Raw genomic sequence first — 15,149 nt, 5'->3', positions numbered from 1 at the left:
AATGGGGTGGGATCAGAAAAGGATAACAACACGGCCATTGCCACTTTGAATACCCGACAAGGTGGAACCGCCACCAAGTCCGGTGATGTAGCTCGATCCGCCGCCACCGCCGCCGCCGGGCGTGGTATCAGATCCGTTTCCAGCGGCACCGCCACCGTAGTAGCCGCCACCGCCGCCGCCACCGCCACCGGTGCCATTGTGGTACAGCAGTGAACCGTTGCCGCCGAGGCCTAGTTGACCATCGGTGCCAGGGCCCCATGAGGTGCGCAAACAAGCCGTGTTGCCGGCATAAGCTCCATGAAGACCACCGGCAGATTGTGTTCCGCCCAAGCCGCCAGCACCACCGCCGCCTAGGCAGTTGCAGGGCGTACCCACGCCGTTGCCACCGGTGGAGCCAATTGTGCCTCCACCTGCGCCGCCATTGCCACCCGGTCCGGAGACCTGACAACCTGTCCAGACGCCATTGTGACCTGCACCACCGCCGCCACCTGCGACGATCGCACGATTGGCCAAGGCTGCGCCGGCTTTGCGTACATCTGATGCACCACCGCCTTTTCCACCGAAGGTGCCGATGGGGCCGCCCCCACCTGAGTTTCCATTGATACCGCCGGTACCGCCGCCGTTGTAGCCATTCTGACCACCGACGTAGACCGTCAACGTTTCGCCGGGTGTGACCGCAAGTTTGCCCGTTGCGTATCCACCGAGGCCACCCGTAGCACCGCCCACCAAGGCATTTTCTCCCTGCGCACCCCAACTGCGGATGATCACGGAATCGGTACAGGGCGGCACAACGAATTGCTGCACACCACCTGTAAATGCAAACACCGTGGAGTCAGTCCCGGGGCTTCCCGCGCCCGTGTCGACCAAAACGGTATCCATTGCCACGCATCCCATCGCGTCGGCCACAGAGAGAATGTACCACGTTGGGATCGCTGGAGATGCCATCGGATTGGCCACCGTCGCCGAACTCAGGCCCGTTCCTGGCGTCCAGTTGTAGGTATAAGGTGCACTGCCACCCGTTCCCGCCGGACTTCCGCCGATCATCACAGGTGCAGCGCAGTAGATTTTGTCCACGCCCGCATTCGCTGCAAGGTCGGAAACGACAACGTAGCTCGTATCCGAATAAAGGGGATTGCAAGTTCCTTCGGTGATCACTGCGCGGTAGGCCATTGGGCCTTGCGGCGTGACGGGAAAGGTGTCGGTGGTCCCGCCCGGAATTGCATTCCAAGTGGTGCCGCCGTCGGTGGAGGCTTCCCATTGCACCGCGCCGCGATGCGCTCCGACCGTGAGTGAGACAGCAGCATTGGGGCAGACGGTTGTTTGGGCGCTCAAGCCTTCCCATCCTCCCAAAGATGCTGTCATCAAGAGCATTAGCATCAATGTAATTTTCTTCAACATAAACCTAGAATTAAAAAATGTGACGTTTGTCTTTGCAGACTTCGAAAAGGTATTAAAAAAACTGCAATAGTCGCATGCCATCGCGGCTTTTCAGGTTTTTTATCGGATTCGCGTTCATCGTCATTTCCGATAGCACATTTCCCGCCTTCTCCTTACTTTTGTTGTTTCGGCACCTACCAAAATGGAGGATTTGATACATGAGTACGTTCATATTGGAGTTTGAGAAGCCCATCGTCGAGATGGAGGAGAAACTGGAAGAAGTCAAGCGACGCGCTGAGGAAAAGAAGCTGAAGGGTGGCAAGAAAGACCTGGAGAAGGCAGCCGAGATGGAAGCGCAAATCGTTGAGATGCAAGAGGTCATCGAAAAACTCAAGCATCAGATTTTTGGAAATTTGAGCCGTTGGGAACGGGTGCAACTTTCGCGCCATCCGCAGCGTCCCTATACCTTGGATTATATCGAGCACATTGCCGAGGACTTTATCGAGCTCTTTGGCGACCGTGCATTTGCAGATGACAAGGCGATCGTCGGCGGATTTGGCCGCATCGGACAACAAACGGTGATGTTCATCGGTCAGCAAAAAGGCCGTGACACCAAATCCCGTCAATACCGCAACTTCGGAATGCCGAACCCTGAGGGTTATCGCAAGGCCTTGCGCCTGATGAAAATTGCCGAGAAATTCGAAAAGCCCGTCGTGACCTTGATCGACACCCCCGGAGCGTTTCCTGGATTGGAAGCCGAGGAACGTGGTCAGGGCGAGGCGATTGCAAGAAATCTCCTGGAAATGGCGCGTTTGAAAGTCCCGATTATCTGCATCGTCATCGGCGAAGGTGCATCCGGTGGGGCCTTGGGCATTGGTGTTGGCGACAGGATTTATCAGTTGGAAAATACTTGGTACTCTGTGATTTCGCCGGAATCCTGCTCGAGCATCCTTTGGAGAAGCTGGGACCACAAAGAGGAAGCTGCGGAGGCACTCAAACTCACCGCAGAAGACAATCTGCGCATGAAAATCATCGACGGCATCATTCCGGAGCCGTTGGGAGGCGCACATAAAAATCCTGAGGAGGCCTATAAAGCTGTCAAGGAGCAGATCAAGAAAGATATCAAATATCTGAAAACCAAGACGGTAGAGAAGCTCATCGAACATCGCATTGCAAAATTCTCGGCAATGGGTTTTGTTGAGGATCCTTCGCAGCCTGCCAATGGGCACAATGAAGCTGATCACTGATTGATGGCCTCTTCGTTTCCAATTCGCAGCACATGAATAAAAATTCCGCCTCCAAAGTGCTCCTGTTGGTCCTGTTCTGCGGGCTAACGTTGTTGATTTCCTGCGGATCTGCGCCCAAACGCGTGGTTTGGGTCGGCGAATCGGATCCTTTGGATTTCAGCTTGAGCAATACCCGTCCGGAGAGTTTTGCCTTCGAATTGCCCTCCGATGAGAAGGGGCCATTCGATTTTGCCTTTGAGCTGACCTATTTTGACAATCAGCTTCAGGGTTGGGATGCCTTGCCGCTGTATTATACCTTGCAATATCCAGACGGCAAGGAAGAAGACAAACGCTTTTCCATTCGGCTCAAGGATGAAAAAGGCGAATGGCGTGGACAACTCAAGGAAAACATGACCGACAGGGTTCTGGAAGAGACGGTCAACGGTGGCCTCCCTCTCCTACCCGGCAAATACCTTCTCAAACTCTACGGCGACAGCAAGGATTTGGCAAAGCCGATTTTGGGCATTGTCCACGTGGCATTCAAGGTCTATTCGAATTGATTTTTGGGAATTTGGTTGAATGGCGGACTGTGCGTCCGAAGGACCTAAGTGGTCAACCTAACTTCGGAGAAAGCCTCGTGCGGTCATCTTTGCCATCATTCCACCGAGATGATCAAAGTTGTCGGTGAAAAAAATACGTACTTCTTCGCCACCGATTTCCCTCAGCGCTTGAACAATCCTTCCTTCAATGGCGATTTTGTTTGACCAATCTTCGGCACGCGTCGTTTCCCATAGCGCGATCAAGGGTTTCACCGCAGCCTGATCTTTGGTCCTTCCGATTGTCAAAATCACCCCTTCACGCTGATCTTCATTGTCATTGCCCGGTTTGCCAGTTTTCTTTCGCCGAGGCTCCACCATGGCTTCCAGTAAAAAAGGCAACGCGGCTTCCTTGTTTTGCAACAATAGGCGGGAGTTTTCTAGATAGGCATTTTCATTCATTGGATCCAGATTCCCGACCAATTTGCGAAGTTCATTGATTTCCATCGAATTGCAGGATAAGTGATTGACTCCCAAAATAATAGTTTCTACCCGCAAATGCAATTTCGAAGATCGAATGCGTGTTTTTGACTGTGGGACGGTGAATCCTCGGATGGTTGGATCGTTGGACGGTGGGACTATTTTAGAATGGAACCGTGGAACAATGCAACGGTGCGATCGTGCGATCGTGGAACAATGGAAACGTGCGATCACGGAACAATGGAACCGTGCAATCGTGAAACAATTTGACCGTGCAGAGACGGGGCATGCCCACGTCTCTACACGGTCGACCAATTATCCATTAGCTTCGCTGATTACTCATTGGCGTTCTTTTTTCAAAGGCATTGCTTGCGCGAACTACGTCCAAGAGACACCGTTTCGTGATGTGCTTCGCAGTTGCTTCGCAATTCTCAATTAGCTTCGCTGAACCCTTCGGCTTTCTCAATTCTCAATTCAACTACTGTTTGATCAAATCGCGGAATTTCATTTCGTGGCCATCCCAGATTTTGAGAACGTAGGCGCCGTTGGCGCAGTTGCTGAGGTCGATTTGGAACTGGATGAAATTCATGTTGCCGGAATCGGTTTCCTGACCCCAAACCTTGCGGCCGCTCATGTCAAAGACTTCCAGTTGCAGGTGGGTATCCAAAAAGCCCTCCATGTCGAGGTTGAATCGGCCTGAAGACGGATTCGGATAGAGGACAATGCGCTCCGGGCGTTGGACATCGTTGCCGACCAATGTGCCGTCGGTCCAGAAATCGTATTTGAAAAACTTCCCGAATTCGGCATTGAAGATCTTGCGGACGTTGCCGTCTTCGCGGGTGCGTGCAAAGCCCGTCCCGTTGTTGGGAGATGCCCAGTAATACAGGCCATCGTCGCCCAAGTCATCAAACTTGAGGGTGTAGCAGCCCTGCGGCAGGTTAAACACCTCTGTATATGTGGTGTTCGCCACCAAAAACGGCGAAGACTGCAAAATCACGGTTCCGTTTTCATCGTACAGACGCCATACATTCTGCGCCGGCTGATTGTTGGTGCGCCAGTAAAAATCCATCGTGGCGCCCACATAATTGTCCCAGGCATCGTAGGGTACTGCGTAGCCATCGTTGTCAGGCTGCTGATCAACGCCGCCATTCGGAGCGGTCAATTCCACTTCAAACACGCTTTCTGTCCCCGTCCAGAACGACGCATTGTCGACGGGCAGGGTGACTTCGGTCGATTGCAAGAAATCCAAACTGCCCGTCCAGTTGAATGTGCGGGTTGGGCCGCCTTTCATATTGTATGTGATCACCAAACTTGTGATGGTCGTCGTGCCTTCGTTGCGGATGATCACAATCGGCAGGTTGCAAGCAGGGTTGAACCGTTTGTAACGGACGTTTTTGCTCGGACGCTTGACGTCGGTCACAGCTGCGTCGAGCGTAAAATTCGCTGGACCATAAGTCACAAACTGCGTGCAGTTCAGGTAGTTGGTGGCAGAGGTATTGGATACGACGTCCATGCCATAGTCCACTTCCAAGGTGTCTCCCGGATTTCCCTGCGCGCCTACTTCAAGTTCGTAGAGGTCCGAAGGCACGCCCGGGCACCATCCGGCGCGGTCATACAACCAAGTTCCGCCTTGTGGATAGACCGGCATGTCGGCGCATTCCTTCCAAACCCTCCAACGTGCCTCTTGTGCACCGCCATTGATGTTCAACCAATGCCAACGGGCTACGAATTCGCCGTTTTGTTGGTGCCCGGTGATCGTCGAACGGATTTTCCAGCCTGCACTGTTGAGCGGCAATGCAAAATTCCGCGGCTCGTAGGCGCCATCATTGAAAATCGTCGTCATGCCATGCGACGCCAATGGCCAAATCGGCTGTATATTCTGCACTTCTCGGGGAGGCGTTCCTCTGATAAACAGGAAACGGATGTCGATTTCCTCTTGGTTTTGGCCGCCGTATTCCATCGACATCCGCTTGGCGCCGTGGAGAATGGGGATAAAGTCAGACATGTCAAATTCCCACATCACGCCGTTGATGCCAAGGTCGAGGCCGTTGCCGTAAGGCGTCACAAACGACATGATTTCGTAGCGGGCCGGGGTTTTGGCGTAATAATCCAGCGTGGTGATGTTGAGCAAACTATCGGTCACGGAGCTGATCGAATCGATCACCGCACCGGATTGGGCGTCGTAGACATATTGCCAGCCGGATTGGAAGTAATAATTGGTATCGACCGGCACGAGGTTGTTGTTGATGACCGTGTAGGAAATCACTTGATGCGGGGCATCGGCGACCGAGTCACGGATCGTGGTGGTCACGTCGTTGGTGGTCGTGTACACGCCACGCACCATGTAAATCTGCGGGCGCTGCTGCGTCACTGTGAAATTGCGGTACAAGGCACTTGCATCGACTTCGCCCCAAACAGGCGCGCCGGCGGCGGTACAGGTGGTGGCATTCGGGGAAGCATCGTTGATGGTCACGCCCGTGCCCTCGTCAAATTTGTAATAGGCCACCAAGTTGGCGTAGTTGGGGTGACCGCCGTTCAAGTCCTTGTACATCCAGTTTTGGATGGTTGGCCCATCCAAGGCAGTGCTAAACACCTGAAATTCATTGACCTTACCATAATAATCATAGCAGCAGCCCAAACCACCGCCGATGCGGAAGTTGCGAATGTCCATCGGTTTGGTCTTGCCTGTTCCCGAATGGAACAATTGGCCGTCCATCCAGATTTTCATTTCCCCGGTGACCGCATTTTTGGTGAAGGCCCAGTGGGTCCACCGTCCGCGGAAATCCGCTGCATTGACGGGCTTGCTGATGCGGTCATACCCAGCACCATCCGCGCCGCAATCCCAATAGACATTGCTGTCGCTCCATGGCAAGTGCACATTTGTTGCGCGTGCGCCGGAGGCGTTGGTGCCTTCAAAGATGCCGGTATTCGCGGGAAGATTCGCAGCGCCCCAAGACCAGAATGAGACGGTGATTTCGTTGGTGATGTTGCTGAATGCGGTGGGATCCACGTCGATATGCTCCGCGCCACTGAATTCGATGTATTTGTCAACGGAATTGGTGTAGAGGCCCATGTCGGAGCCGACATTGTAGCAATTGACGCCGTTGTTGGTGCCGCTGTTTTGATTGCGGTAGCTGAATTCGACGATCAAATTGTCCGTCCCGTTCCAGACATACGGTGCGTAGAAATTGAATTGCTGCCAGCCTGTCGCGGGGAATGGCGTGTTGACAAAATAAACTTCGGTGAATCCGCTGAGGTTGGGGCTGTTGGGATCCAAGGTCGTGGCGGACGTGGGTTTGATTTTGATGCGCATGAAGTCGGCTTGCGAACCCAGACTCGCCAGATTCAAGCGCATGCTTGTAATCTGACCTGCGGTGAGGCCTTGGCCGCTGAGTTCGGTGGCGGTCCAGAGAAATTGCGACTTGCCGACACGGTTGGCGGTACCGAATGGGTAATTTTGCGCTGCCGGCGAAGTCCCCAAGACGCCGTATGTATTCTCGGATACGACACCCGAATACGTGACGTTATGCTGCAAGTAGTCCCAATAGGAATAGGTCGTCGCATTGGTAATCGCAAATTGCTGACCCGAAAAATTGGAAATGACATGGTCGGGAGCGGTCCGTTTGGCCGAATCCGTGCGGCTGGAGTCGGTGATGATGGTATTGCAGCTGTAATCCCATTCGTAGCAGCCGACGTTGTTGGCATTGCCGATCAAAGCATCGTGGCACCGCATGGAATATTGCATGATGACCTTGCGCCAGGAATTGGTATCCGAAGGAAAGGTCCAAACACCAGCCCGCGTTGTCGAATCGTACGTGAGTGTCTGCACGACCACCGTATCTTGCGCCAAAAGCGCCATGGAGGGGAAAACAAAAGCCAAAACGAATCCGAAAAATCTCTTCATACCACAAAAATTGAATCCAGTACACTGCTAAAACGATTTAAATTACTGAAAAGTCCGCTCCAATCCCAAATCTGAACGGTGGAGAAACCAAATTTTTCGGCGCGGCGACATTTCGTAGTTTTGCAGCACATGGAAATACCATTCTATAAATACCACGGCACTGGCAACGATTTTATCCTCGTTGACAACCGGAAACAACTGCTCACGGGCAATGAAAATGCCTGGTTTGCGGCCATCTGCCACCGGAGGTTCGGTATCGGCGCAGACGGGGTCATCCTGCTCAATGCCCACGCCCACTACGATTTCGAGATGGATTATTTCAATTCGGATGGCAATCGCAGCAGCATGTGTGGCAATGGCGGCCGGTGCATCGTGCGGTTTGCGGCCGACCTTGGAATCGTGGCCGAGGAGGCTGATTTTCTGGCGGTCGATGGCGAACACGTCGCGATGATCAGTGCCGACGAAGTGAAGCTCAAAATGGGCCTGCCTACAGGATTCCAGCAATTGGAAGACGATCATTATTGGATTCATACCGGCTCCCCGCATTATGTGCAGTTGCTGGGAACGCCTGTCGCTGAGCATGATGTGGTCGCTCACGGGCGCGCCATCCGCAACAGTGCACCTTGGACAATCGAAGGGACGAATGTCAACTTCGTGCAAGCGGTTTCGGATGCGGAGGCGCATGTGCGCACTTACGAGCGCGGGGTCGAAGACGAAACGTGGAGCTGCGGAACCGGCGTGACCGCCGTGGCGGAAGTCTTCGCCCGGATTTTCCCCGGCAGCCCCTCGGTCAAAGTGCTGCATACGCCCGGCGGTACGCTCAAAGTGCATACGGCTGAAGGCGAGGCCCCGTGGCTGCAAGGCCCGGCCACTTTTGTATTCAAAGGTTCAATCCCATTCCCTGATCGTGGCTGAGACTCCCATTTCCCCGCTGAATACTGATTCACAGCCCCATTCGGGTAAAATCCTACTCCAAAGCGCCACAAGAAGTGGATTCGCAGGCCTGCGCATTCTCTTTTTGATTGGTGCATTGATCAGCATGATCGTGCAGCTGCTCACGATGCTCAAAGTCCCCCAACCCACTTCGTTTGTCTGGACGGATTATATCCTCGTGATGGCGGCTGTGCTGCTGTTTCTCTTGTTTTTGCTGGTTGGCCGCAAGGGTGGCGAAATCAGGTTGTATGCCGATCATGTGGAAGGAAAACGCTCCATGGGAGTTCCTTTCTCCTTCCCGATTGCCGACATCTCTGACATGCAATTGCAAGCCAAACGCCTCGCAATCAAAGGCAAAAGTGGCGAAATCCTGCTGATGGAGACGCCCCGTGAACCCCAAATCGGTGGCGCCATCTGGATGCGGAAACATTATAGTCATTGGGAACCACAGGTTTGGGAAAAAGTCGATTTCCGGCAGGAGGATGTTTTTGTTCGGGCTACGCGGTTCTTTCTGGGAACGGACAATGCAGCCAATTTTGGCGACAAAGGCTTTCTTGTTCCAGCTTCGGAAACACTCTGGTTTTTCCCGGAATCGTCCATGTTCCCCGTCAAAGGACAATCCGGCGAACCGACAAGACCTTATATGCGTTCGACCGAAGCTGCTGCAACGATGGTTCAAATCGAGCCCAATCCTGAAACGCTACCGCTAACAGCCCTTTGTACAGCATTGATTCGCTCCGGCATCGATCCAAAAGCCATTGCTGCCCGAATGGAAGAATTGGCAGAAATCCATGGCGGATCCTTGTGCTTTCCTTCCGATCCGGCTGGGCAATTCCTCGGAGAATGTTTGGGTTACAACGTGATTGTCGTTCCCGAAGGTGTGTAAAACGAACGGTAGCAATGCGTTGCTACGTCGATAATTTTGGTATTTTTGCCCCGCTTCAAGATGGCCACTTCCCTTCATCAGGATGGCATTCTGCGGCAATTTCATTAGAAAAATACAGCAAGATGCACGAAAAAGCCTTTGAAAAGCTTGAAAATAAAACCGCACTGAGCCTTTTGGGCGGCGGCGAAAAACGGATCGAAGACCAACACAAAAAAGGCAAACTCACGGCCCGCGAACGTTTGGAATTGCTCATGGACAAGGGCACATTCGAAGAAATTGGCCGATTTGTCGAGCACCGCTCCCATGAATTCGGGTTGGAAAAGCAGCGCATCTTGGGCGATGGTGTCGTGACCGGATTTGGCAAGATCAATGGCCGGATGGTTTATGTTTTCAGCCAGGATTTCACCGTCTTCGGCGGATCGCTTTCGGAAGCGCATGCCGAAAAGATCGTGCGGATCATGGACTTGGCGATGAAAAATGGCGCTCCTGTGATCGGACTCAACGATTCGGGAGGCGCACGTATTCAGGAAGGCGTGGTTTCCTTGGGCGCTTATGCCGACATCTTCTACCGCAACACACTCGCTTCCGGATTGGTGCCGCAGATTTCTGCCATCATGGGCCCTTGCGCCGGTGGTGCGGTGTACAGTCCCGCCATTACGGACTTCATCATGATGGTCGAGCAGACCTCTTATATGTTTGTGACCGGCCCGCACGTCGTGAAAACGGTGACGCATGAGGATGTGACCTCCGAAGAACTCGGCGGAGCATCGACCCATGCCACCAAAAGCGGCGTGACGCACTTCACCTACGCCAACGAAATCGCCTGCCTCAACGGCATCAAGCGCCTGTTGAGCTATATGCCGCAGAATTGTGAGGAAGAACCAACGATTCTGCCATTTGAAGGCGACCTCCTCCAAAAAATTCCTGCCCTGAACAACATCGTTCCGGAAACCGCCAATCAGCCTTACGACATCAAGGAAGTGATCGAATTGGTCTGTGATACCGAATCGTTCATGGAAGTGCATGCCGACTATGCCGGCAATATTGTCGTGGGCTTTGCCCGCTTGGCGGGTCGCAGCATCGGCATCGTTGCCAACCAACCTTCGGTTTTGGCCGGGGTTTTGGACATCAATGCCTCGAAAAAAGGCGCACGTTTTGTGCGTTTCTGCGATGCCTTCAACATTCCGCTGCTGGTATTTGAAGACGTGCCGGGCTTCTTGCCGGGAACGGATCAGGAGTGGAATGCCATCATCACGAACGGTGCGAAGTTGCTGTATGCCTTCTGCGAAGCGACTGTGCCGCGCATCACCGTCATCACGCGCAAAGCCTACGGCGGGGCCTACGACGTGATGAACTCCAAGCATATCGGTGCCGACATGAACTACGCTTGGCCGATGGCAGAAATCGCCGTCATGGGTGCCAAAGGCGCAGCCGAAATCATTTTCCGTAAGGAAATTTCGGAAGCAGAAGACCCGACAGCAGCACTCAACGCCAAAGTCGCCGAATATGAGCGCATCTTCGCCACGCCGTACCGCGCGGCAGGCCGCGGCTACATCGACGAAGTGATCAAGCCCGAAGACACAAGAGCCAAGCTCATCCGCGCCTTCGAAATGGCTGAAAACAAGGCAGAAAAGCAGCCGAAGAAGAAGCATGGAAATATTCCGCTTTGAGAAGTGAAAAGTGAAAAGTGAAGAGTGAAAAGTTGAGAGTGGAGAGTTGAGAGTTGAGAGCGTGGAGCGTTTTGCCTCGTGTACTTTGCGGTAATTTGCGTCGGCGCCTGTTCCGCGAGCGGGCATGTTCAACCGTGAGGGGGACTTTGCGGTTGGATGGTAAAGAGGATCGCGCGCAGTGGCCGCACTTCTATATTTTTACATGTATTCCTGAATCAATATGGACGAAAAAAGTCTGGACTTCCTTACGCGCTACTTGAATAACCCCGCACCGACGGGGTTTGAATCCCAGGGCCAGAAAATCTGGATGGATTACATGCGTCCTTATGTCGATGAATTTATCACCGACACCTACGGGAACGCCGTCGCGGTGGTCAATCCCGGCGCAAGCTACAAGGTGGTTTTGGCGGCGCATGCCGACGAAATTTCCTGGTTTGTGAGCCATATCACCACAGATGGCTTCATCTACGTGAAGCGCAACGGCGGCAGCGACCATATCATCGCCCCGTCCAAACGCGTCACCATTTTCGGGGACAACGGCATCGTCAAGGGCCTTTTTGGTTGGCCTGCCATCCATACCCGCACCAAAGGCCGTGAGGAAACGCCCAAACTCACCAACATCTTCATCGACGTAGGTGCTGCCAACGAAGCCGAAGTCCGCGCCATGGGTATCCACACCGGTTCTGTGGTTTTGTTTGACGAGGAATTTCAGATTCTGAACGACCGCTACTTCACAGGCCGCGCCCTGGACAACCGCTTGGGCGGATTTATGATCGCCGAAGTCGCCCGCAGGCTGCACGAAGCCCGTCAACGGCCTGACTATACCTTGTATTTTGTAAATTCGGTGCAGGAGGAAGTGGGGATGCGCGGCGCGCAAATGATTGCCGAGCGCCTTCGTCCCGACGTGGCATTGGTCACCGACGTGACCCACGATACCTCGACCCCGATGGTCGACAAATTCGAAAACGGCGACATTCGCTGCGGCCGTGGCCCCGTGCTGATGATCGGCCCTGCGGTGCACAACAAGTTGTTGGCCCACCTCGTCGGGGTGGCCAAGGACAAGGAAATTGCCTTCCAATACGATGCCGCGAGCCGTGCAACGGGAACCGACACCGATGCCTTCGCCTACTCGCATACGGGCGTGGCCTCTGCGCTTGTCTCCGTGCCCCTGCGCTACATGCACACGACCGTGGAAATGGTACACAAAGACGACGTCGAAGCGACAGTCAACTTCATGCACAACTTTGTCCTCAGCCTCGAAAACGGCCAAAAATTCAGTTATTTCGACTAAGTTTATTCCTATGAATCCCATTCTCAACCGCAGCATGTTTTTTGTCAAGGAGCATGTGGGCATGTTCAAAGCCTCCAAGAACTTTGACATTCTCGATCCCGAATCCAAAGCGATCATCCTCATTTGCCGAGAGGAGAACATGCCATTTTTTACCAAAATGCTGCGTTTTTCCGACTACAAACGGATGACGCCATTTGCGATCGACATCAAAACGCCGGAAGGGAAGACGTTGATCACGGTCAAACGTGGATGGACCTTTTTCCGTTCGGTGGTGGAGGTTTTTGACGAAAACGGCCAATTGGTGGGAACTTTCCGGCAGAAAATGCTGTCGATCGGCGGCAAATTTGACTTGCTCGCACCCGATGGCAGCCTGATGTGCACATTGCGCGGCAAATGGACAAGCTGGGACTTCACCTTCGAAAGAGACAATCAGCAATTTGCGCGGGTCACCAAAAAATGGGCGGGATTCGGCAAAGAGCTTTTCACCACCGCAGACAACTACATGCTTTCGATCGAACCGTCGGTCGCACCCAATGATCCGATGCGGCAATTGATCATCGCCTCGGTCATGTGCATTGACTTGGTCCTCAAGGAATGATGGATTGGAAGGCAACGGCGTTAGATCCTGAAAAAGAGGGGGTCTGGAAAAGGACGATGCGTTGGCACCTTCTTCTATTTGGCTCCTATTTCATTGGTTTCTTGTTGCTGTACTGGTGGTGGGGGCTACTTTATCCAGAACCTGAACGCTTTTTCTACCATCAACTCCGTCTGAGCCGGTTCTTTCTTGTGACTTTAGGCGGGCACCTTGGCCTTTCCATTGTGTTGCATCGGCGCCTTTGGGCTTATAGGATCAAATGCTTTTTTTTCGAATCCGGCTCTCCCTACACGGTGGCGATGATGCGGATACTGCTTTGCAGCGTCATCTTCACGCATTTCATTTTTTATGTGCCGCAATATTGGGCGCCATTGGCAGCGCTTCCCCACGCGGCGCGACAGCCCCTCCCCTTTGTCGGGTGGCTCATCGACATCCTTCCCATCTCGCCCACGCTTTACAACATTGCCTTGGCTTTGGGAATACTGCTGAGCGGCATGGCGACCTTGGGTATTTTCACCCGTATGTCCCTGATCATGCTCATTCCGCTTGTATTTTACCTTTTTGGAGTGCCGCAGTTCTATGGGAAACTCAGCCACTACCAATTTTTCTTTTGGATCACAGTAATTTTGGCCTTTGCCCCCAACTATCATGTTTGGTCCTTGGACGGCATTTTTGCACGCATCAGAGGCATCAGGATATCCAAGCAACCGGATTTGGCACATGGGCTTGTATTACGTGCCATCACATTGACGTTGGCGGGCGTATATTTCTTTAGCGGCTTCCGCAAACTCTACGAAGTTGGATTCTTTTGGGCATTGAGCGACAACCCGGTCAATCTTCTACGGACGGAATGGTTGGAGCAATTCAATGACGTACCTTGGGTGCGTGTGGATCAATGGCCTCTGCTTTGCAATGTCGCGGCGTTGGGGGTTATTCTCTTCGAATTGGCATATCCGCTGATGATCCTGACCCCTCGCGGACGGCGTGCTGCTGCTTGGGAAGCGGTTCTTTTCCACAATCTGAACGGCTATTTTCTAAAAATCGACTTCACATACTTGAAAACGGCGCATCTCTCCTACTTTTCAGTGGAGCGATGGGTGAAATGGTTTCGGCAACGGCAACGACGTTGGCTCGCCTGGCTTTTGTTGATCCTTGCGGTCATGAATCTTGGAATTTTTGTCGGAGCTTCCCAAATCATTCCGGGCCTTTTGGTTTGGGCAGTTGTGGATATTGTCTGGAACCGTTCGCCACGTATCCAACGCGGTCGGTGGCTACTCCGTTTGCGAAAAAAATTCCCCCTCAGGCCTTCCACAGCGTTTAGAAAACTATCGGCGGCAAGATGGCTTCGGGTCAGTGTTGCGACAAGTGCGGTGTTGATCACGCTCAACTGGACCTGCGGCGCCTTCGGGATTCACAGTTGGCCTTTTTCCGCCTATCCCACCTATTCGTTTTTACGCGGATCAACCGTGAAATACGGCTGGTTTATACCTGTCACGGCCCAAGGAACAACTTTAGACCTTGACCAAGAAGCTAAAGCGATCAAATTCAGAAAGGAAAATATCCTGCCGATGGCTGAACGTATTGTCACCGCCTTGGAGTACGAACCTGGCAAAGCCAATGAAGCCATCTTGCAATGTTGGTTGCGCTGGCGCACTGAGGTTCCCATTTTGCAAACAGCCACCTCTGCCCAAGTCGTGATCCGTGAATATCCCCTCGATCCCGATGCCCACGGAAAACTCATTGCTGAAACCCATTTGGGCGAAATGCAGTTGATTCAGGGCGAATGGCGTTATCTTTCCGACAGTTTGATCCAAAAATTGCAAGTCCCGAAATAATGGCCACTGAATCCGATCGCCCCATCCTGATTTTTGACGGTGTTTGCGAACTCTGCAATGCCTCCGTGGATTTCATCATGAAATGGGAAAAACGCCCCGATTTGTTGTTTACGGCGAATCAGAATCCGCCCGGGCGGGCCTTGTTGGAAAAATTCGGGGAGGATCCGGATGCAGTTTCGACGGTCTATTTGGTGCAGAATGGCAAACTCTACAAACGGAGTTCGGCGGCGTTGCGGATCGCGCGTTTGTTGCGTTTCCCTTGGTTTTTGGCTTACGGATTGATCATCATTCCGCCTTTCATCCGGGACTTTTTCTACAAGATCATTGCCAACAACCGCTACCGCTGGTTCGGCCAAAAGGAAACCTGCCGCATCCCGACGCCGGAGGAGATTGCACGGTTTTTGCTGGAGTGAGGG

Annotated in this window: 12 protein-coding genes; 9 read left to right on the top strand and 3 right to left on the bottom strand. The window is 53.1% G+C overall.

From position 1 onward, the window contains the following. Positions 1–12: 12 nt before the first annotated feature. The gene (locus tag IPN95_30105) at positions 13–1,398 is read right to left on the bottom strand and encodes a hypothetical protein (GenBank protein MBK9453567.1); all 1,386 of its coding nucleotides are present in this window, start codon (positions 1,396–1,398) and stop codon (positions 13–15) included. Positions 1,399–1,595: 197 nt separating this feature from the next. Here IPN95_30105 and IPN95_30100 point away from each other — a divergent pair, with 197 nt between their 5' ends. Both IPN95_30100 and IPN95_30095 read left to right on the top strand, forming a co-directional pair. Then, positions 1,596–2,624, top strand: a complete 1,029-nt coding sequence (locus tag IPN95_30100) for an acetyl-CoA carboxylase carboxyltransferase subunit alpha (protein MBK9453566.1) — start codon at positions 1,596–1,598, stop codon at positions 2,622–2,624. A gap of 32 nt (positions 2,625–2,656) precedes the next feature. Further along, a complete protein-coding gene (locus IPN95_30095; GenBank protein MBK9453565.1) occupies positions 2,657–3,163 on the top strand; it encodes a hypothetical protein in 507 nt (168 codons plus the stop codon). A 57-nt stretch (positions 3,164–3,220) separates the two neighbouring features. Here IPN95_30095 and IPN95_30090 read toward each other — a convergent pair whose 3' ends face one another. Next, positions 3,221–3,601, bottom strand: a complete 381-nt coding sequence (locus tag IPN95_30090; protein MBK9453564.1) for a hypothetical protein — start codon at positions 3,599–3,601, stop codon at positions 3,221–3,223. Positions 3,602–4,097: 496 nt separating this feature from the next. Then, positions 4,098–7,523 (bottom strand): T9SS type A sorting domain-containing protein, encoded by a 3,426-nt coding sequence (locus tag IPN95_30085; GenBank protein ID MBK9453563.1) that lies wholly within the window; start codon positions 7,521–7,523, stop codon positions 4,098–4,100. A gap of 129 nt (positions 7,524–7,652) precedes the next feature. Between IPN95_30085 and IPN95_30080 the strand changes: the two genes are divergently transcribed. The 7 genes from IPN95_30080 to IPN95_30050 all read left to right on the top strand — a co-directional run bounded on the left by IPN95_30080 (position 7,653) and on the right by IPN95_30050 (position 15,146). After that, the gene (locus tag IPN95_30080) at positions 7,653–8,438 is read left to right on the top strand and encodes a diaminopimelate epimerase (protein MBK9453562.1); all 786 of its coding nucleotides are present in this window, start codon (positions 7,653–7,655) and stop codon (positions 8,436–8,438) included. Next, a complete protein-coding gene (locus tag IPN95_30075) occupies positions 8,431–9,342 on the top strand; it encodes a hypothetical protein (GenBank protein MBK9453561.1) in 912 nt (303 codons plus the stop codon). Before IPN95_30080 ends, IPN95_30075 begins: the two co-directional genes overlap by 8 nt. A gap of 122 nt (positions 9,343–9,464) precedes the next feature. Further along, entirely contained in the window at positions 9,465–11,012 is a 1,548-nt protein-coding gene (locus IPN95_30070; GenBank protein MBK9453560.1) for an acyl-CoA carboxylase subunit beta, read from the top strand. Positions 11,013–11,232: 220 nt separating this feature from the next. Then, on the top strand, positions 11,233–12,303 hold the full coding sequence (locus IPN95_30065; GenBank protein ID MBK9453559.1) for a M42 family metallopeptidase: 1,071 nt from the start codon (positions 11,233–11,235) through the stop codon (positions 12,301–12,303). Between the two features lie 10 nt (positions 12,304–12,313). Beyond that, positions 12,314–12,901 (top strand): RNAase, encoded by a 588-nt coding sequence (locus tag IPN95_30060; protein MBK9453558.1) that lies wholly within the window; start codon positions 12,314–12,316, stop codon positions 12,899–12,901. Further along, on the top strand, positions 12,898–14,733 hold the full coding sequence (locus IPN95_30055) for a hypothetical protein (GenBank protein MBK9453557.1): 1,836 nt from the start codon (positions 12,898–12,900) through the stop codon (positions 14,731–14,733). Before IPN95_30060 ends, IPN95_30055 begins: the two co-directional genes overlap by 4 nt. After that, positions 14,733–15,146 (top strand): DUF393 domain-containing protein, encoded by a 414-nt coding sequence (locus IPN95_30050; protein ID MBK9453556.1) that lies wholly within the window; start codon positions 14,733–14,735, stop codon positions 15,144–15,146. The genes IPN95_30055 and IPN95_30050 overlap by 1 nt, the downstream gene beginning before the upstream one ends. Positions 15,147–15,149: the final 3 nt, after the last annotated feature.

Source organism: Bacteroidota bacterium, from assembly GCA_016718825.1.
In the GTDB taxonomy this organism is placed as follows: Bacteria; Bacteroidota; Bacteroidia; order J057; family JADKCL01; genus JADKCL01.
The sequence above is the reverse complement of the archived record's forward strand: the minus strand, read 5'-3'. Positions and strand labels throughout refer to the sequence as shown.

What these genes read in the sequence shown, in the direction of transcription:
- IPN95_30080 (MBK9453562.1), top strand. Translation starts at nt 7,653, where the DNA reads ATGGAAATACCATTCTATAAATACCACGGCACTGGCAACGATTTTATC.
- IPN95_30070 (MBK9453560.1), top strand. Translation starts at nt 9,465, where the DNA reads ATGCACGAAAAAGCCTTTGAAAAGCTTGAAAATAAAACCGCACTGAGC.
- IPN95_30055 (MBK9453557.1), top strand. Translation starts at nt 12,898, where the DNA reads ATGATGGATTGGAAGGCAACGGCGTTAGATCCTGAAAAAGAGGGGGTC.
- IPN95_30050 (MBK9453556.1), top strand. Translation starts at nt 14,733, where the DNA reads ATGGCCACTGAATCCGATCGCCCCATCCTGATTTTTGACGGTGTTTGC.
- IPN95_30095 (MBK9453565.1), top strand. Translation starts at nt 2,657, where the DNA reads ATGAATAAAAATTCCGCCTCCAAAGTGCTCCTGTTGGTCCTGTTCTGC.
- IPN95_30065 (MBK9453559.1), top strand. Translation starts at nt 11,233, where the DNA reads ATGGACGAAAAAAGTCTGGACTTCCTTACGCGCTACTTGAATAACCCC.
- IPN95_30090 (MBK9453564.1), bottom strand. Translation starts at nt 3,601, where the DNA reads ATGAATGAAAATGCCTATCTAGAAAACTCCCGCCTATTGTTGCAAAAC.
- IPN95_30060 (MBK9453558.1), top strand. Translation starts at nt 12,314, where the DNA reads ATGAATCCCATTCTCAACCGCAGCATGTTTTTTGTCAAGGAGCATGTG.
- IPN95_30100 (MBK9453566.1), top strand. Translation starts at nt 1,596, where the DNA reads ATGAGTACGTTCATATTGGAGTTTGAGAAGCCCATCGTCGAGATGGAG.
- IPN95_30105 (MBK9453567.1), bottom strand. Translation starts at nt 1,398, where the DNA reads ATGTTGAAGAAAATTACATTGATGCTAATGCTCTTGATGACAGCATCT.
- IPN95_30085 (MBK9453563.1), bottom strand. Translation starts at nt 7,523, where the DNA reads ATGAAGAGATTTTTCGGATTCGTTTTGGCTTTTGTTTTCCCCTCCATG.